The following is a 19,014-nucleotide window of genomic DNA, read 5'->3' on the forward strand; positions in this document are numbered from 1 at the left end:
GCGAAGGGCGAAGGGCGAAGGGCGAAGGGCGAAGGGCGAAGGGCGAAGGGCGAAGGGCGAAGGGCGAAGGGCGAAGGTTGGAGTGCTAGCGGATTGTGATGTTGGAAGGGCTGGGGCTGATGTGGAATGTTCAAAGGTGGGAGCCGGAAGGAGGAACGTTCTGGATCGAAGGGGGGGAGAGCGAGTAAGGGATTAAGAGGCTAGGGGTTAAAGAGGAAAGAATTTATAAAGAGAGAGGTGACAGCTTATAGAACGTTGATTTTTTCAGCACTTAGCGGCGTATGACAACATCGTGACTTGCATAGCCGCCCGCGGCAGGTATAATCCAACACGTTTCCGCATCCCCTTCAGTGCCGAAGTGGCGAAATCGGTAGACGCAGTTGATTCAAAATCAACCGTAGAAATACGTGCCGGTTCGAGTCCGGCCTTCGGCACCATCGGAACATCAATAGACGTCAACGGACGTCTTTTTTTGTGCCTGAAATCCAGTATCCGCAAGGCCTTGCTCGCTTTTTCACTCAACCTAAGTCAACCTGATTCAATATACATCAACTTACTGATGCGGGTACAACTGCGGGTATATCCCGGTTCGATAATGTTTGTACCCACACAGAACCCTTGAAAGGATACTCATCATGGCTCTGAGTGATGTGAAGGTTCGTTCGGCTAAGCCTGAAGCAAAAGCCTATAAACTAACTGACGGCGACGGTATGGTTTTGCTGGTTCACCCTAACGGCTCCAAATACTGGCGGCTACGTTATCGCTTCGGTGGTAAAGAGAAGATGTTGGCGTTGGGGAAATACCCTGAAGTTTCGCTGGCGGATGCCAGGGCTCGCCGGGATGAAGCCCGTAAGCTGTTAGCTAATGGTGTAGATCCCAGTGAGAACAAGAAAGCCGTGAAGGTAGAGCTGGAGCAAGAGGCTATAACGTTTGAAGTGGTAGCCAGAGACTGGCATGCCAGTAATCAAAAGTGGTCTGAGTCTCATAGTGCTCGTGTATTGAAAAGCCTCGAAGATAATCTCTTTACTGCTATCGGTAAGCGGAACATTGCGGAACTAAAAACGCGGGATCTGCTTGTACCCATTAAAGCCGTCGAGTCATCAGGTCGTCTTGAAGTTGCCGCTCGTTTACAACAGCGCACTACCGCGATTATGCGCTTTGCTGTTCAGAGCGGCTTAATCGACTACAACCCCGCGCAAGAGATTGCCGGTGCTGTTGCTACGGCTAAAAGACAGCACCGTGCTGCTCTGGAACTTAATCGCATACCTGAATTACTCCATCGTATTGATCACTATTCTGGCAGGCCGTTAACTCGACTTGTGGTCGAACTCACATTGTTGGTCTTCATCCGTTCAAGTGAACTGCGTTTTGCCCGTTGGTCAGAAGTGGATTTTGAAACGGCTATGTGGACGATTCCGGGCGAGCGTGAACCTCTGGAAGGCATTAAACACTCTCAGCGAGGCTCAAAGATGAAGACGCCGCATCTTGTTCCCTTATCGCGTCAAGCTCTCGCTATTTTGGAAAAGATCAAAAGCATGAGTGGAAACCGAGAGCTGATTTTCGTTGGTGATCATGATCCACGTAAGCCAATGAGTGAAAACACTGTTAATAAATCACTGCGAGTCATGGGCTACGATACGAAGGTTGAAGTATGTGGTCATGGTTTCAGAACAATGGCCTGTAGTTCATTAATTGAGTCAGGATTGTGGTCGAGGGATGCGGTAGAGCGGCAGATGAGTCACCAGGAACGTAACTCTGTGCGTGCGGCTTATATTCATAAGGCCGAGCATCTGGATGAGCGCAGACTGATGCTGCAGTGGTGGGCTGATTATCTGGATATTAATCGAGAAAAATCAATTAGTCCGTTTGACTTTGCTAAGTTGAAGACTAAGTAAATTTAGCAAACGAGAACGATTTGGTTTCCACCAAACGGAAAGCCATTTGTGGCATGTATAAATATGCGCCCTATCTGGAGGGAAGACGGGGGATGGTACACGTGTATGGGATAATCTTGCGTCAATTTTGAATGATGTTACACAGATTATTTAACAAAAATGCATAAAAGTGCGCAGGTTATAAAAATATTTGCGCATATTTCATTCATGTTCGATTATTTTTTATTGATTTAAAATCAATCGCTTGAGTCGTAAGACGTTTGTTTTTTTTGCACTTAATTTACGATCACGCATTTCTGTAGGGCTGCTACTGCATTATTTTTTTGGTTTACATTCTGATCTTTTTGCTCAATCATAGCTTCACCAAGTCACTTTTAACTCTGTACAGAAGCTACAGATTAGAGTGGTGAGGTGCGACAGACTGCAATCTGTCGCGTTGACTCAAACCCAAACGTCTAAATTAGGAGATCAAATCTGTGGCAGCTTATCAAATTTCTTACGATCTGCGAAAGCAGAAAGATTATGCCCCGCTCATTGAGCGCATCAAGTCTTATGGGACCTGGTGTCATCCTCTGGAATCAACCTGGATTATTGTCACCGAGCAAACGGCAACACAAGTTCGCGATTATCTCAAAGCCGTTATGGATAACGATGATGGTCTACTCGTCACTGGTTTGCGGGGAGACGGTGCGTGGTATGGGCTTTCTGACAATATCTCTCAATGGCTTAAAAACAACTTATAATCGCCACGCTTAAGAATAGATGCGCCAGGGATGGTGCAATAAATCAGGGGCCCGTATGCCAACATCTTTAAAAAAGTTAGGCCAAATTGCAGGCATCCGTTCAGGCCACACTCTAAGGGGAGCAATCACGCCTGACCCTGAAGGAGATGTGCGTCTGTTACAGATTAAAGACCTCGATCAGGACTGGCAGTTCAATGACAAAGCACTACCTACTGTCGTGTGGGAACAACGCATCGCTCCCCCATTTCTTGAACAGGGGGAGATTGTTGTTGCCGCCAGAGGGAATCGTAATCTGGCAGTTGTATATCGTGGCCAGGTTCCTGTGGTTGCTACGAGCCAGTTCCTGATTGTTAGTCTCAAAAGAAAAGAGAGTGAGATTGCCCCTGAGTACGTGTGCTGGCTGTTAAACCATCCGATGATTCAGCAATGGTTTCATCGGAGCGGCACCAACATTCAGTTAATAACGAAATCAGCGCTGCTGGATGTCGCTATCCCGGTTCCGCCTATTGAAACTCAATTACAGCTTATCGAGCTCCAGCGTATATGGCAGAAAGAAGATGAACTTATCAATAAGTTACAGGAAAATCGCCATCAGCTTGAACTTGGTATTTTACAAAAATTACTTAAGGATTAACTTGTTATGAGCAATATGATCGATCAGGACCGCATCAATCGCGTGCTATGGGGCGTATGTGACACTTTCCGTGGCACCATCAGCCCTGATACTTACAAAGATTTCATTCTTACTATGCTGTTTCTGAAGTACATCTCGGATGTCTGGCAGGATCACTATGATGGTTACAAAGCCCAGTATGGCGATGAACCAGAGCTGATTGAAGAGATGATGAAGAATGAACGCTTTGTTCTCCCGAAAGATGCTAGCTTTTATGCGCTCTATAAGCGTCGAAGTGAGGCGGGTAACGGTGAACGTATCGATGTAGCTCTACACGCAATTGAAGAAGCTAACGGCACTAAGCTGAAAGATGGCAGCAAGAGCGTGTTCCAGGAAATTTCATTTAATACCAATAAGCTTGGTGATGAAAAACAAAAGAATCTGATTTTGAAGCAGTTACTCGAAGATTTTACTCATCCAGAGCTGAATCTTAAGCCAAGCCGGGTGGGTGGATTAGACGTAATTGGTAACGCTTATGAATATTTGATTGGCAAGTTTGCTGCGAACAGCGGCCAGAAAGCCGGAGAGTACTATACGCCACCTGAAGTGTCAGATCTGCTCGCAGCTTTGCTTGACCCACAGCCAGGAGAATCTATCTGTGACCCAACCTGTGGTTCTGCTTCGCTTTTGATGAAATGTGGCAAGTGGGTGGCTCAACAGCACCATAGCAAGAACTATGAGCTTTATGGTCAGGAGGCAATTGGTTCCACCTGGTCGCTGGCTAAAATGAACATGTTTCTGCACGGCGAGGACAACCACAAGATCGAGTGGGGTGACACTATCCGCAACCCCAAGCTACTCGATAAAAATGCCAACCTGATGCTGTTTGATGTGGTTACCGCTAACCCACCTTTCTCATTGGAGAAATGGGGGATTGATGATGTGGCTGACGATCATTATGGTCGGTTCCGCCGTGGGCTTCCGCCTAAAACCAAGGGTGACTTTGCGTTTATCCTTCATATGATCGAAACCATGAAGCCGAAAACTGGACGTATGGGGGTGGTGGTTCCACATGGCGTGTTGTTCCGTGGTTCCAGCGAAGGAAAAATTCGGCAGAAGTTGATAGACGAAAATCTTCTCGATGCGGTGATTGGTTTGCCAGAAAAGTTGTTTTTCGGTACAGGTATACCTGCGGCAATCCTGATATTTAAAAAGAGTAAAGTGGACGATAACGTGTTGTTTATCGATGCCAGTCGTGAGTTTAAACCGGGTAAAAATCAGAACCAGTTGAGTGCGGATAATATTGCCAAAATTGTTAAAACCTATTGTGATGGCGATAATGTTGACAAATATGCTTATCTCGCTAGTAAGCAAGAGGTCCGTGACAACGACTATAACCTGAACATCTCCCGCTATGTCGATACCTTTGAAGAAGAAGATGAAATTGACCTGATGTCGGTCCGCGCCGAGCGTAGACAACTGCAATCACGATTGACTGAGCTAGAAGCAGAAATGGCGAAATACTTGGAGGAGTTGGGCTATGGTGCCTGAGGGATGGAGCTTGGTAGATACTATCGAAATTTGTGAGTCAATTTCTGTTGGCGTTGTTATTAAGCCTTCCCAATACTACGTGGACGAAAGTTTGGGTATTAAAGCGTTTCGATCGGCAAATGTCAGAGAAGGGTTTATTAACGACTCTGATTGGGTCTATTTTTCTCCAGAAGGGCACTTGATTAACAAGAAGAGCCAGCTTAAGTCTGGTGATGTTTTAATTGTAAGAACAGGATATCCCGGCACAGCCTGCGTTGTTACACCAGAATTTGAAGGGACAAATGCTATTGATATCATCATAGCTAGACCCCTAAAGGAAAAAGTACTTCCCGAGTATTTATGTGCTTATACGAATTCTTCTGTTGGTAAGTCACAGGTATTAAACCTTCAGGGTGGAATGGCACAAAAACACCTTAATGTGGGTGCCTACCAAAATTTAAAAGTAAAATTACCATTATTATTTGAACAAAAAAAGATCGTAAAAATACTTTCTACTTGGGATAAGGCGATCGTTACAACTGAACAACTACTTACCAATAGCCAGCAGCAGAAAAAAGCACTGACGCAGCAATTGATTACCGGTAATAGGCGTTTCCCAGAGTTTAAGGGGCGGTGGGAGAAGAGAGCATTATCTGAAATATGTATTTTAGGTGCAGGGCAACCAGCCCCACAAGAAGCAAAGTATTTTATCGATGGGAATCATGATTTCCTCAGAGTCTCCGACTTGGGTTCAAGTACCTGCCGATGGGCGCCACAATCGCGTGACAAAGTCAATCAATTAGCAATAAGAGAATGTAGCCTTGGAGTCGTACCAGCAAAGGCGACTCTATTTACAAAAAGTGGAGCATCCCTTCTTTTAAATCAAAGGGCTCAGCTGAAAGAGAACTCATTTATTGTGAGCCACCTCGGTTTTGCAAAAGCTAAAGATGGTGTGTCTGATGATTTTGTTTTCTACCTTATGTGCTCCATAGATTTCAACCGTTATGCGGCAGGGACCAGCCTCCCTGCTTTGCAGTTATCTGTATTGAAATCTTTGAAAGTTTTGGTGCCACCCTATGAAGAGCAGATAAAAATTGCTTCGATGTTCTCTGATGCTGATATGGAAATTTCTATTCTTGAAAAGAAACTATTTTTGCTTAAGCAAGAAAAAAAAGCCTTGATGCAGCAACTGCTCACCGGTAAACGCCGGGTAAAGGTGGAGGCCACATGACTGATAAACAGTTACCTCAGCCCCCTGCAGGTGAATTCCTGCTGTTCCAAAGCGAAGATGGTCGCACACGTGTTGAATGCCGATTTCAGTCAGATACGCTTTGGCTCACTCAAGCATCCATGGCTGAGCTATATGGTAAGGATGTTCGTACCATCAACGAGCACCTGATCAACATCTTTTCAGAAGGCGAACTTGGTCAAAATTCAACTATCCGGAAATTCCGGATAGTTCGCCAGGAAGGAAAACGTCAGGTTTCCAGAGAGATAGAGCACTACAGTCTCGAAGCCATATTGGCCGTAGGCTATCGTGTTCGCTCAGTTCGGGGGACTCAGTTCCGCCAGTGGGCCACGCAAACCCTACAGGAATATCTGATTAAAGGGTTTGTGATGGATGACGAGCGGCTAAAGAATCCGCCCGTTGGCTCTTCTGTGGTGCCCGACTACTTTGACGAGATGCTGGAACGTATCCGAGATATTCGTGCCAGCGAGCGGCGCGTCTATCTGCGTGTGCGGGAGATTTTCGCGCTGGCTGCTGATTATCAGCCGACTCTGAAAGAGACCACCCTCTTCTTTCAAACCATCCAGAACAAACTGCACTTTGCCTGCACTGGGCGTACAGCCGCTGAGCTGATCCACCAGCGGGCAGATGCCAGCCAGCCTCATATGGGGCTCACCAGCTATAAAGGCAGTGACGTGCGAAAAGGCGATGTCACGGTTGCTAAGAATTACCTGACCCAAAAAGAGGTCAGTGAGCTGAACCGTGTAGTGAATATGTGGCTGGACTATGCCGAAGATCAGGCGCTGCGCCGTCAGCAGGTTTTTTTACAGGACTGGCAGGAGAAGCTGGATCAGTTCCTGCAGTTCAACGACCGCAATGTGCTACAGGGTGCTGGTACTGTCAGTAAGAAAATGGCAGTTGAAAAAGCTCAGGTTGAATATGCAAGATTTACAGAGCAACGGCGTTTATTAAAAGAGGCCGAGGGTGAAAAGGATATTACCGAGCTGCTGCACTGGAAAGCCGATAAAGATAAGGGAACATCATGAGCATGCAAATCGCGCCAAAATTCCAGGAAGAGTACAGTGCTAAGCTCCCGGCGCTGGCTCTCTTGAGCAATTTAGGCTGGACGTATATTTCACCTCAGCAAGCCATGTCTGCGCGAGCAGGCAAGGCAGATCAGGTGGTTTTAAACCAGATTTTGCGTGAACAGTTAGCCAAGAGAACGTTTATCTTTGCCGGTAAAGAGCATGTCATTTCCGACAAAGCGATTGAGAGCCTTATCGCCGAAGTTAACAGCCCGGCATTAAACCAGGGATTAATTACCGCCAATGAACATTTGTACAACCACTTGTTGTACGGCATTTCAGTGACGGAATTTATTGATGGTAAGCGGGTGAACCCAACAATCTCGTTGATTGACTGGAACAACCCGCAAAATAACAGCTTTGTTTTCACCGAAGAATTCAGTGTGACACGCGCTAACGGCATTGAGGCACGCAGGCCCGATATTGTCTGCTTTGTGAATGGTATTCCGCTGGTTGTTATCGAGGCTAAGCGCCCGGACGGCAATGCTAAAAAAGGGCCGACTATTGACGAGGGGATTTCTCAAAGTCTGCGAAACCAGCGTCATGATGAAATTCCACGACTGTTTGCCTACAGCCAGATCTTACTGTCGATAAACGGCCATGATGGACGTTATGGGACTTGCGGAACACCGACCAAATTTTGGGCTACATGGCGGGAAGAAGATATCTCCGATCTGGAGATGCTTGCCATCAAAAACCGTAAGCTCACAGCGCAGCAGATTGATTCAATCTTCAGCCACCGTCCGGTTGCATGCCTGGAATGGTATCAAAATCTGACAACAGCGGGTGATTTGGCTATAACGGGTCAGGACCAGTTGCTTATCAGTCTGCTGTTACCCGAGCGCCTGCTGGATATGGCTCGCTTCTTCACATTGTTTGATAAGAGAGCCGGTAAGGTCATTGCCCGATATCAGCAGGTATTCAGTATCAAACGGCTGCTACAGCGGATAGAAACGAAGAACCCTGATGGCAGCCGCAACGGTGGGGTTATCTGGCATACCACGGGTTCAGGTAAGTCACTGACGATGGTTTTCCTCAGCAAGGCGCTGATTCTAAGTGAAACTCTCAAGCAGTGCCGCATCGTAGTGGTGACCGATCGCGTCGATTTGGAAAACCAGCTCAGTCGCACCTTTATCTCAACCGGGGAGCTGGCAGGTAAAAGGGATAAAGCCGATGCCATTGCCACCTCTGGCAGGAGTTTAGCCGAACAGATTGGCAAGGGTACTGAGCGCATTCTCTTCTCGTTGATTCAGAAATTTAATACGGCCACTCGCTTGCCCGAGTGCGTGAATACCAGCCCCGATATCATTGTGCTGATTGATGAAGGCCACCGTAGCCATGGCGGTGAGAGTCATCAACGCATGAAGCTGGCTCTACCCAACGCGGCCTTTGTTGCTTTCACCGGTACGCCGTTGCTGAAAGATGATAAGACTACTAATAAATTCGGTCCCATCGTTCATGCTTACACCATGCAGCGTGCGGTAGAGGACAAGACTGTCACTCCGCTTCTCTACGAAGAGCGGCCACCTGAGCTGAATGTTAATGAACGAGCTATAGATAGCTGGTTTGACCGTATCACCGAGGGGTTAACGGAAAAACAAAAAACCGACTTGAAGCGTAAGTTTGCTAGTAAAGGGCAGGTTTATAATGCCGACGACCGCATCCACCTTATTGCGTTGGATATCGCCAACCATTTTGTCAAAAACATCGATGATGGTTTGAAAGGGCAACTTGCCTGTGACAGTAAAGCAGCAGCGATAAAATACAAAAAATATCTTGATGAAGCCGGACTGTTTGAGTCTGCCGTGGTCATTAGTTCTCCTGACACGCGTGAAGGGAATACCGAGGTGGATGAATCTGGCATCCCTGATGTGACCAAATGGTGGCAAGATAATGTCGGCTCTCAGGATGAGCAGGTTTACACGCGCAATGTCATTGAGCGTTTTGATAAAGATGATTCGCTGAAGCTACTTATTGTGGTCGATAAATTACTTACCGGCTTTGATGAACCCAAAAATACCGTGCTTTACATCGATAAGCCTCTTAAAGGGCATAACCTTATTCAGGCAATAGCCCGTGTTAACCGCCTACACCCTAAGAAAAAATTTGGTCTGCTAATCGATTATCGGGGCATCCTCAAAGAGCTAGATACCACCATTGAGGATTACCAGAAGCTGGCATCTCGCACGCAGGGCGGGTTTGACATCGACGATCTGGTGGGGCTTTACGGTCAGATGAGTACGGAGTACAAGCGCCTTCCCCAGCTGTATAAAAATCTGTGGGCGATTTTCGCAGGTGTAAAAAACAAAAACGATATTGAGCAACTCCGTCAGGTGCTGGTGCCGCGCACGGAAGAAAAGCATGGCGAAATGGTTGATGTGCATCTTAAAGTCCGTGAAGACTTTTATGAGGCACTCACGCAATTTGCCAGCTGCCTGAAAGTGGCGTTGCAGTCGGCTACCTTCTTTGAGGATAAGAGTTTCAGCGAAGAAGACCGCCAGCACTATAAAGAGACGCTCAGACAATTTACCAGCCTGCGTCAGCTGGTGAAGCAGGATGCCGGTGAGACGGTAGATTATGATCAGTACACGGAACAGGTTAAAAAGCTGCTGGATAAACACGTTGTTGGTGTAGAAGTCCGCGAGCCTGATGGAGTGTATGAAGTCAGCAAAATGGGACAACGGCCCGAAGAGTGGAGTGAAGATAAAACTCGCAACGAAACGGATATTATTAAAACCCGCGTAACCCGGATGATTGAGCAGGATTTACGTGATGATCCTTATGCCCAGGAAGCCTTCTCGAAGTTACTGCGTCTGGCTATTGAAGAGGCCGAAAAACTGTTTGATCACCCTCTCAAGCAGTACATGCTATTTCGTGAGTTTGAGGAGCAAGTACAGGAACGGCGGCTGAACGAAATACCCGACGTATTTGCTGGTAATCACCATGCACAGGCTTACTTCGGCGTGTACAAAAAAGTACTGCCGGAGGTTTTTGCCATTACCGATTCTCAGGTTATCGATAAGTGGGTGAAGCTTGCTTTTGAAGTAGACCTGGCTGTTGATATCTCAGTGGCTGAGAACTCGATCAATCCGCAAAATATCGAGGCTGATATTCGCAAGAAGCTTCTACCGATGATGTTTAAAGAGTGTAAGGCAATAGGTGGCGGAATGGATCAGGCGAAAAAGATTGTGGAAATGATCGTCCAGATTACCCGCGTAGGGCTGAGCGGAGTCTAAATTTTGGGCGAAAGAGCAATGAGCTTCATTTATGGTGATGAACGCATTACCTTCGAGTGTAAACCCCGACCGTTGGTAAATGGGCGTATCCTGATAAAAGTTCATCCCGACTGCCGGGTTGTAGTATCCGCGCCGCAGGATACCGATGACCAACAGGTTCTGAATGCCGTTGAAAAGCGTGGGCGCTGGATCTATCAGCAGCTACGGGACTTCCGTAAGCAGCTGGAATATATAACTCCACGACAGTATATCAGCGGTGAGAGTCACTATTACCTGGGCAAACAGTACATGCTTAAGGTGATAGTGGCCCCCTCTGAGGCTCAGGGCGTAAAAATGTTGCGTGGCAAGCTGGAAGTCACCTTACGCCATAAGAGCGCTGAAAAGGTTCTGCAGTTGCTGACTGACTGGTATAAGGCTCGAGCCCGCGAAGTCTTCGCCAAAAGGCTGAGCGCTATGCTGGAGCAAGCGTTATGGGTCAGTGACTCACCGCCATTGCGTATTCTTACCATGCAGACTCAGTGGGGAAGTTGTTCCCCCAATGGAAGGGTGACCCTGAATCCCAATCTGGTAAAGGCCCCACGTGAGTGCATCGATTACGTTATTTTGCATGAGCTATGTCATCTGGCCGAGCATAACCATAGTGAACGCTTCTACCGGCTCATGGGGCAGGTAATGCCTGACTGGGAGAAGATCAAGAAGCGTTTGGACGGGATGGCTGGGATGATAATGACAAGCTGAACATAATGGCGTGCGATGCTTCAATCCTGCAGCATCCATCGCATGAGGGAGTAGGATATGGAAAAAATCATATGTGCTCTGTGTAATACCGCAGTCGAAGTGACGGTGCTGTCCAGTCATTTGCTAACCAATCATGGCTGGAAGATGGCACCTCATCTTGCTAAGTCGGTAGCTGAGGCACCGCTTATTGCCCGTCAAACCTGCAAATGTCCAGTATGTAACGTTTCTTTCAAGGACGCGAAAAGATTAGAAAAGCATATAAATAAAGCCCATTCAGAAAGACCAAGCTCTTCTCCCATCAGTAGTAATCCTTCAAAGAAAAACAGTGTAACGACGATTTCCTATCAATGGGCGATAACTCAACCGCTCGATAAAAAATACTCCGCTGTAGTAGAGAAATTCGTTGCTGAAAAAACGTTATCTGAAATTGAAAAAGAAATAATGACCATCGTGAATGGCTATGATGCGGCGGATACTTCCAGACAGAGTTTGATGTCAGGGCGGCTCATTCTGCTTGCCCATGCCAAGAAAAGACTTGCTGCAAAAAGCAAATCTAGCAAAAACAAGAAAGTAACGGCAAAGGGTAAAAAAAACAAAGGTGCCAAGTCACGAGACATTATGGACCAATACATTGGCGGACGTAGGATTGTTGTCTCCGGTGGTTTACCTTCTCTGGGAAAAAGATAATGTACCGCTGCGCACTATGTTCAAAAAGCGAAGCAGGCCAAAAACACTGTGTTTTGATGTATTAGCTCAGACCTGATCTGATACCGTCACGATACAGGGCTAAACCTAATTTGACTGAGCTGCTCGCTTTAATGGTGTGTGAATTTTATCTTAAGTTTAGAGAGTTCTGTCACATATCCTTTTCATTTGAATGGTTATTGTTGAGCTGCAATAAGCATTTATTTAACAAGGATATTAAATGGAAAAGTATCAAAATCGTGGTGGCGATTCAGGTGTTGTAGGGTTTGAAATAGGGGATGACTCAATCACTGTCCAATTTCGTGATAACTCTCTGTACCTATACAACTCTATCCGACCAGGCCAAGTTACGGTTGACCACATGAAAATGCTTGCAAGGGCTGGTCAGGGGCTTAACAGTTACATCAGCCGTACTGTACGCAAGAATTTTTATCAAAAACTACGATAATTTCTCACCATCGTATGTCCAGAGTTACGTTGCTCTGGACAGTTCAATCTTTTCCTCTAGCCAGCTTTTTACCTCACTTTCCTTCCAGCGGGAGCTACGTCCTAGCTTAATCGGCTTCGGAAACTTCCCTTCGCTGATCAGTTTGTAAAACCACTTGTCGCTCAGTCCTGTAAATTCGGTGATGAACACCATATCCACCAGTTTGTCGTTCATCAGGTCAATGTTGTTACTTTGTATGGTCATGACGATTTCTCTTGTCTTTATGAGTTGAAAGACAGGAGCTCGAGGTTCAATCATTTTTTGATATTGCCTGTCACTCCGCCATAACCATCCGTTTCTCAGTAATTAATAATTTTTAGTTCTGACTGCAGCCAAAGTTTCGCTCTCCATCTTCATTGCTTTTTGTTGCTACCTTAGCCATGTAGGCAGTACGAAACTTCAGCGCATCCATGTGCGTATTTATCGATGTAATTAACTCTTTCTCCCCTTTGCTGTTCAGATGGTAGTAACCATTTGTTGGAAAGTGAACCAAGCCCCGGTCAACCGGATATGAAAGCCCTAGAGCATTCACCCAGGCTCCGGCTATCATTGACGCCAATGTCCCACTGTCTTTGTTGAAATCTCCAGGATGAAAGTAAGCGTCTTTATTCAGGAGAAGCAGGACGTGGTAATGCTTTTTCCCTTCAAGATTAAATTCCCTCACCCATACATAACGAAGTCGACAGGGGTAGGTCCGCTTACCTGCTTTCTTTTTACGTTTCAAATCCGCCTTAATACGCTCCTTCAGAGATTTCATACAACGCGTGATAACCGAAGCATCAACTCTGGCTTTCTCCAGTTTCTCTTTACACATGGGTAAGCGGAAATCTACTCTGACAGCCAGTAAGCGAGGGTACTCCTCCTGAGCTTTACGGATACTCTCCTGAATTCGTTTCAAATACTCCTCTCTCAAATCCCCATAGCATCCTGAATAATCTTCCATTGCTTTCACCTCTGTTCTTAAAAATTCATTACATGGGAAATGGAGTAAGTTTTTGTTTTAAGAAAGACTTAGTGTGAGAGGGGAATAATTGTCTTGTCTTAGGGTTTGTTGGTTAATGTATTTGTTAATTAAATTATAGATATATTATTAATCCGGCAAAAAGAGCTGTGGTGAAAGTCAAGATCCAATAGAAGAAGGAAAAGAGTCGCTATGCTTTTTATGCTGTTTTTTTTACCCGCAAGTTAGTTTGTTGAGGCCAGGTATCTTGTGGTCACTTTGCGCGTTGTCACATCTGTACCTTAAGTGAGTCTGCAGCTTGTTCAGGTCTGACTCTTATACATGTCCTAAGGCTAATCCGGGAGGGGGGCGTGATCGTTCTTACGCATAATAGGGATGCCAGTTTTTTTTCACTAATCCCTGCATGGATTCCTCGATGAGGATAAGGATAAGAATTGATTAAAATTATAATCTATTGATTTATGTAAATTTCAACAAAAGTACGGTACCTTATTATTACGGAAAAACACACATGAGTAAGAGGGCATATGCCAGGAAAATTTCAGGAGACTGCGTACCTTCCAGCGCAGGGGTTACAGGAATTTGTGGAGCGTTCAGCGGAGGAGCAAGGTATGTCAAAATCCAGATACCTGGGAAGTCTGGTTGAAAAAGAAGCGGCATCTATGTCTGTAAAAACCAGTCGGCCAGCTCTTGTCTTACATAAGCCTTACCCTACAGATATAAATTTTGTATGCAGTGGAGTATTCGAATATCTCCCCGGAGCTGCAAAGTCAGACTTGTACAAATACGTTATGCTTGAGACAGCAGAAAGTATAATTACCAGTTTTAAAGATATTATTCGAAAGCGGTTGAAGAACAACCCTGAATACCTCAGAGATTCCTGCTTTGTGTTATTAAGGACTTTAATTAAAGGTGTGTATCAAAAAACTAATTCAGGCTCTTTAAAGGGTCGTTATGATGTTAAAGTTACCTTAATAAGAGTGTCTGAAAAAGAGTGGTTAAAATATGATGGTTGCTATGATTTCTTTAACATAAAGTATTACAGTTATTACGATTTAACGACTAAAACCAGACTTTCTGGCATCAGAATGCTTACCCCTATATTTGATGATAAGTATAAGGACGGCGCTTTTTTCATACCTGTGTATGATGCCAGTTCGAACTTTCAACACAGAATCGCTGATGATAATATCAAGGGTGTTGGTTTGGGTGATGGTGAAGTTGCGAAGTGTATTATTCTTGGCGTAGATCATCGTTCAGTTAGTGAGCGGTTCTCAGTAGTATTTGGTGAGGGAACAAATAACGGGTTCAAAACAAACTCTGGGCGGCGTTACAAGGTTTTTAAGTAGTTGTGGTTTATTTTTAGAATTTAATTATATTTAAGCCTATATCACCCGTTAGATATAAATCAGATGATTTAAATTTAACGGGAGATACTAAATGAGTAGCGAGAAACATAACGGGTTAAAAATTCTGGGGCTTCACCTTTCACTTTACCCTGAATACATAAGGAATGAAGTACTTAACAAAATACGAAACACTATTACTTATGAGCCCGTAATTGGCATCATGGGTAAAACGGGAGTTGGTAAATCCAGTCTGGTTAATGCACTTTTTCAGCACCCACTGAGCACGGTCAGCCATAATACTGGCTGCACCCGCGAGGCTCTCCATTTCAAATTTGAAGTTGGAGAGCGGAAGATGACATTGATTGATTTACCTGGGGCAGGGGAAAGTCTTGCGTATGACAAAAAGTATCGCACGCTGTACCAGTCGCTATTACCGGACCTCAACCTCATTCTCTGGATCATGAAAGCTGATGATCGGGCCTGCTCCACTGATGAAGCGTTTTATCAGTTTCTGCTGGAATGCGGCGTCTCACCAGACTGCATTGTGTTTGTCATCAATCAGGCCGATAAGGCTGAACCCTCCCTGGAGTGGTGTCGTGAAACAGCCACCCCCTCTGCAGAGCAATTACTGACTCTTGCCGCCAGGTGCAATGCAGTATCACAACAATTTCGCCCCCCTCATCCGGTACATCCTGTTTCCGCCAGCACCGGTTATAATCTGCCCCTTCTGGTCGAAACCCTTGTCAGTGCCCTGCCAGTATCAGCCAGCAGCGGTGTGTTCTGCCAGATAAAAGAAATTCATCGTACATCTGAAGCTGAGCAGGTTGTTCGACAGGACTTCGGTGAACTGGTGGGGGAGTTATTTAGCCGCATTATTGACGCGGTGCCATTACCAGAAGCACTAAAGGACCGACTCCACGCTATCCGTGAAAGCCTCGCCAGCGCCGCTTCAACACTTTGGCACTGGTTCTTCTAATGCCTTCCTGTGACATTTTTCTTCGCTAGTCCCTCTTCTTACGAACAAGTTTGTTTATCAATGATCGATCTTGTCGATCGATACGATCTGATTATCTCATTATACCTTCAATCCGAAGGGATATAAGATTTTACGAGGTAAGTACAACTTACTGTTTTAACTGTAAATAATTAAATGTGACTGATGTGTCTGGTCACCAGGCACGCATTTTGACTCACCTTTGTAAGGAGACATACATGTCCGCTACCAGGTTTCAGCGGAAATCAGTAATGAAGTGGCAATTCTTTGCCGGCCTCACCGTATAACGGGAAGAGTCTGAAGTGGGCCATCGCAAAGCTGATATTCCTCTCCAACCTGCCGCTGTCGTCAATGTAATCAGTTATGACCTTCAGAATGACGATGTTGTTGAACAAGATGGCTTTTAATCAAACAAGGAATTTCCCTGTGAAAACCCTACCTACAGTAATTTTTACCCTGTCTACTCTGTTTACCACTGTCTGTGCTGCTGCTGATTTTGATCTGAAATGTACGCTGGCTGATAACAGTATCATGACGCTTTCACACAGTGCTCAGACTGTCTATATCGGCTTTACGAACCCAGGAGATGTAGAAAGTGAAGGGGCGGTCATTAAGTTAGATGTTCCATCGGGAGAAGCGGTTCAGACTGTTGGTTCCCGACCTGTTTTTTACGAGAAATTTTTCAACCTGCGTGGTACCGGAGAAGAGATTGAAGGGGCTGTTGCCATTACTTATGCCGAACATAAAGGTGTGAAATCAGCAGGCTATACAGAGATAAATTTATTGGGTAATGAAACCAAAAGTATCTCCTGTAAGCCGGGCACCATTAAAGTAGCGAACGGGTTATTAACGAACGGTATTGCCGGTATGGAGAAACAAGTGTCGCATACCGGGGATACGACCAATAATAGGCCAGATGAGGACGTGAGTGACCAGCCTGTCATTAAAGTTTCTACAGAGCATTTCTATCTTGTTAACCAGTTCCCGAACTGGCGTATTACTTTGACCAGTGTCGGTAATAATATCATTGTAAAAAATGCCATTATGAATCGCGGTAATTGCACGCTCCGCCCGAATGGGAATGGTGACCGCTTTAATGTTCCACTGAAATTTGGTGATACGTTAAAGTTTAATGTGACAACGGATGAAAATTTTTCTAAGTGTCAATTGCTTGAGCTGGTTGTAGAGACAAACAAAGGTACGTTCACATTTAAACCTGATTGATGTCATCGTATCTGTTGTTTCACTCATTCACCGCGCAAGTGATTTCGGTATCATCATTATCATTAACCCTTTGATATAACTACACCAAAAAACAAAAAGGTCATGACCCGTAAGGGCATGGCCTTTTTTTATAAGGAATTTTTCATGAAATTAGCCAGCCGTTTTGGGCAAATCAATCAGATACGCCGCGACCGTCCGTTAACTCGTGAGGAGATGATGCATGTCGTCCCCAGCGTGTTCGGAGAAGATAAACATGTATCACGTTCAGATCGCTATACATACATCCCCACTATAACCCTGCTGGAAAATCTACAGCGTGAGGGCTTTCAGCCATTCTTTGCCTGTCAAACTCGCGTGCGCGATCAAAGCAAACGTGAACATACCAAACATATGCTGCGCCTTCGCCGTGAGGGACAAATTACAGGCAAGCAGGTACCGGAAATTATTCTGCTGAACAGCCACGACGGCTCAAGTTCATACCAGATGCTGCCGGGCCTGTTTCGCTTTGTTTGTCAGAATGGCCTTGTCTGTGGCGAAAGCTTTGGGGAGGTACGTGTTCCACATAAAGGCAACGTAGTAGAGAAAGTAATCGAAGGGGCATACGAAGTATTGGGGATATTTGACCGCGTCGAAGAGAAACGCGATGCCATGCAGTCGCTTTTGTTGCCGCCACTTGCTCAGCAGGCAATGGCGAAAGCGGCATTAACCTATCGCTTTGGAGAAGAGCATCAGCCGGTGGCGGAATCGCAAATCCTTTCCCCGCGCCGCTGGCAGGATGAGAGCAACGACCTGTGGACCACTTACCAGCGTATTCAGGAAAACCTGATTAAAGGCGGTCTGCCTGGACGAACGACTAAAGGCAAACGTGCACATACCCGTGCTGTAAAAGGTATCGACGGTGATGTGAAGCTTAATCGCGCCCTCTGGGTGATGGCCGAGAATATGCTGCAGCTTGCTTCATGAACCTTTTTATTATCCCTTCCCTCAGGCTTTGCCAATAAACCGGCGAGGCTTTTTGTTTTAAGGAACTGTGATGTCCGAAATCGCATTATCTCCCGTTTTTCCGGTTAACGAACAACGCATTATCCGTCGAGCCCTGCGTCTGCTGGAGAAATATCAGCGCCTGCCGGGAGAGTCGTTTACCTCAACCAGCTTCACTAAAACCTGGCTGCAGCTGCAAATGGCGGGCCTTGAGCGGGAATTTTTTATCGTCCTGTACCTCGATAACCAGCATCGTTTGCTGGAGCGTGAAACGCTGTTTACCGGCACGCTCAGCCATACGGAGGTACATCCTCGCGAAGTGGTCAAAGCGGCTCTACGCCATAACGCCGCTGCGGTCATTCTGGCCCACAACCATCCATCCGGCGAAACGGAGCCCAGCCAGGCAGATCGGCACATCACAAAGCGGGTAATGAATGCACTGGCCTTGGTCGAAGTGCGTGTGCTGGATCACCTCGTGGTAGGGGATGACGTGATGTCATTTGCAGAGTGCGGTTGGCTGTAGGTCCGGCAAAATATCAACAAAAGGAAACTGTTATGTCGTTATCTGATTCTCCCCAATGGGGACTGCAAAGTGATATTACCCCCCGCTTTGGCGCAAGGCTGGTACAGGAGGGCAAGCGTCTGCATTACCTGGCTGACAGGGCTGGATTGACGGGGTGTTTTACCCCAGAGCAACTACAGAAATTGGACCAAGATTTCCCGCTGTTTGTAGCACAACTGGAAGATATGCTGCGTGCTGGCGAACTAAATCCACATCAGCAACGTCAGGTGAACATTCAACTTGCGAGTTTAACCTGTATAGCTGATACCCGTGGTAGCTGCGGTTACGTTTACATTTCTATTTATCCAACCCCGTAACACCTTCTCTCTTCTCCTTTTCTCAGGATTCTACCCATGCACATTTCAACTGTACCGGTCACGGTGCCGGTTTCGTCACGTCTGTCGCCTGTACAGGTCTGGCAGCAACTATTAACTTATCTGCTAGAACACCATTACGGTCTAACGCTAAACGACACACCATTCCATGATGATTCAGCTATTCAGGAACATATCGAAGCAGGAATAACACTGGCTGATGCGGTGAACTTTCTGGTGGAACGCTATGAACTAATACGCACTGACCGCAAAGGGTTTACATGGCAAGAGCAGACACCATTTCTGACCGCTATCGATATTCTCAGAGCCAGGCGAGCTACCGGATTAATGAATATATAAATTCTTCGA

19 protein-coding genes and 1 tRNA gene are annotated in these 19,014 nt (G+C 46.0%); 18 read left to right on the forward strand and 2 right to left on the reverse strand.

The genetic code is table 11. The annotated features are described in order from the left end of the window. Positions 1–352: 352 nt before the first annotated feature. The 11 genes from ACFX4O_RS23490 to ACFX4O_RS23540 all read left to right on the forward strand — a co-directional run bounded on the left by ACFX4O_RS23490 (position 353) and on the right by ACFX4O_RS23540 (position 12,221). Positions 353–437, forward strand: a tRNA-Leu gene (locus tag ACFX4O_RS23490). Positions 438–635: 198 nt separating this feature from the next. Beyond that, a complete protein-coding gene (locus tag ACFX4O_RS23495; RefSeq protein WP_380211631.1) occupies positions 636–1,895 on the forward strand; it encodes a tyrosine-type recombinase/integrase in 1,260 nt (419 codons plus the stop codon). 476 nt (positions 1,896–2,371) lie between these two features. Next, on the forward strand, positions 2,372–2,638 hold the full coding sequence (locus ACFX4O_RS23500) for a hypothetical protein (protein ID WP_154045413.1): 267 nt from the start codon (positions 2,372–2,374) through the stop codon (positions 2,636–2,638). Positions 2,639–2,693: 55 nt separating this feature from the next. Then, positions 2,694–3,272 (forward strand): restriction endonuclease subunit S, encoded by a 579-nt coding sequence (locus ACFX4O_RS23505; RefSeq protein ID WP_380211633.1) that lies wholly within the window; start codon positions 2,694–2,696, stop codon positions 3,270–3,272. Between the two features lie 6 nt (positions 3,273–3,278). Continuing rightward, positions 3,279–4,802, forward strand: coding sequence for a type I restriction-modification system subunit M (locus ACFX4O_RS23510; protein WP_380211635.1), 1,524 nt, complete (start codon positions 3,279–3,281; stop codon positions 4,800–4,802). Continuing rightward, a complete protein-coding gene (locus ACFX4O_RS23515; RefSeq protein ID WP_380211637.1) occupies positions 4,792–6,012 on the forward strand; it encodes a restriction endonuclease subunit S in 1,221 nt (406 codons plus the stop codon). Before ACFX4O_RS23510 ends, ACFX4O_RS23515 begins: the two co-directional genes overlap by 11 nt. Beyond that, positions 6,009–7,055, forward strand: a complete 1,047-nt coding sequence (locus ACFX4O_RS23520) for a virulence RhuM family protein (RefSeq protein ID WP_380211639.1) — start codon at positions 6,009–6,011, stop codon at positions 7,053–7,055. The genes ACFX4O_RS23515 and ACFX4O_RS23520 overlap by 4 nt, the downstream gene beginning before the upstream one ends. Further along, complete coding sequence (locus ACFX4O_RS23525; RefSeq protein ID WP_380211640.1) at positions 7,052–10,330, forward strand: type I restriction endonuclease subunit R; 3,279 nt, start codon at positions 7,052–7,054, stop codon at positions 10,328–10,330. Before ACFX4O_RS23520 ends, ACFX4O_RS23525 begins: the two co-directional genes overlap by 4 nt. Positions 10,331–10,348: 18 nt before the next feature. Continuing rightward, positions 10,349–11,068, forward strand: a complete 720-nt coding sequence (locus ACFX4O_RS23530; protein ID WP_162083258.1) for a M48 family metallopeptidase — start codon at positions 10,349–10,351, stop codon at positions 11,066–11,068. Between the two features lie 57 nt (positions 11,069–11,125). Then, positions 11,126–11,755 carry a hypothetical protein gene (locus ACFX4O_RS23535; RefSeq protein WP_380211643.1) on the forward strand — a complete coding sequence of 210 codons (630 nt, stop codon included), beginning with the start codon at positions 11,126–11,128 and terminating at the stop codon, positions 11,753–11,755. Between the two features lie 238 nt (positions 11,756–11,993). Then, positions 11,994–12,221, forward strand: a complete 228-nt coding sequence (locus ACFX4O_RS23540; protein WP_165459699.1) for a hypothetical protein — start codon at positions 11,994–11,996, stop codon at positions 12,219–12,221. Positions 12,222–12,245: 24 nt separating this feature from the next. On the opposite strand, the gene ACFX4O_RS23545 is transcribed toward ACFX4O_RS23540, so the two are convergent. After that, positions 12,246–12,464 (reverse strand): helix-turn-helix transcriptional regulator, encoded by a 219-nt coding sequence (locus ACFX4O_RS23545; protein WP_380211645.1) that lies wholly within the window; start codon positions 12,462–12,464, stop codon positions 12,246–12,248. Positions 12,465–12,576: 112 nt separating this feature from the next. Then, on the reverse strand, positions 12,577–13,203 hold the full coding sequence (locus ACFX4O_RS23550; RefSeq protein ID WP_380211646.1) for an inovirus Gp2 family protein: 627 nt from the start codon (positions 13,201–13,203) through the stop codon (positions 12,577–12,579). Between the two features lie 629 nt (positions 13,204–13,832). On the opposite strand from ACFX4O_RS23550, the gene ACFX4O_RS23555 reads away from it, so the two are divergent. The 7 genes from ACFX4O_RS23555 (at position 13,833) to ACFX4O_RS23585 (ending at position 19,005) form a co-directional block, all read left to right on the forward strand. Continuing rightward, positions 13,833–14,570 (forward strand): hypothetical protein, encoded by a 738-nt coding sequence (locus ACFX4O_RS23555; RefSeq protein ID WP_380211648.1) that lies wholly within the window; start codon positions 13,833–13,835, stop codon positions 14,568–14,570. 91 nt (positions 14,571–14,661) lie between these two features. Beyond that, the gene (locus ACFX4O_RS23560; protein ID WP_380211650.1) at positions 14,662–15,546 is read left to right on the forward strand and encodes a GTPase family protein; all 885 of its coding nucleotides are present in this window, start codon (positions 14,662–14,664) and stop codon (positions 15,544–15,546) included. Between the two features lie 444 nt (positions 15,547–15,990). Then, a complete protein-coding gene (locus ACFX4O_RS23565; RefSeq protein WP_380211651.1) occupies positions 15,991–16,788 on the forward strand; it encodes a hypothetical protein in 798 nt (265 codons plus the stop codon). 144 nt (positions 16,789–16,932) lie between these two features. Next, positions 16,933–17,751: a DUF932 domain-containing protein gene (locus tag ACFX4O_RS23570; RefSeq protein WP_380211653.1), complete on the forward strand. Its 819-nt coding sequence runs from the start codon at positions 16,933–16,935 to the stop codon at positions 17,749–17,751. Positions 17,752–17,821: 70 nt separating this feature from the next. Next, complete coding sequence (radC, locus tag ACFX4O_RS23575) at positions 17,822–18,292, forward strand: DNA repair protein RadC (protein ID WP_380211655.1); 471 nt, start codon at positions 17,822–17,824, stop codon at positions 18,290–18,292. A gap of 32 nt (positions 18,293–18,324) precedes the next feature. After that, the gene (locus tag ACFX4O_RS23580) at positions 18,325–18,648 is read left to right on the forward strand and encodes a type IV toxin-antitoxin system YeeU family antitoxin (RefSeq protein ID WP_286457446.1); all 324 of its coding nucleotides are present in this window, start codon (positions 18,325–18,327) and stop codon (positions 18,646–18,648) included. Positions 18,649–18,684: 36 nt separating this feature from the next. Beyond that, positions 18,685–19,005 carry a TA system toxin CbtA family protein gene (locus tag ACFX4O_RS23585; RefSeq protein WP_380211658.1) on the forward strand — a complete coding sequence of 107 codons (321 nt, stop codon included), beginning with the start codon at positions 18,685–18,687 and terminating at the stop codon, positions 19,003–19,005. The last annotated feature ends 9 nt before the right edge of the window (positions 19,006–19,014 follow it).

Origin of the sequence: Kosakonia sp. YIM B13571 (assembly GCF_042788095.1) — a bacterium.
Taxonomy (GTDB): domain Bacteria; phylum Pseudomonadota; class Gammaproteobacteria; order Enterobacterales; family Enterobacteriaceae; genus Kosakonia; species Kosakonia quasisacchari.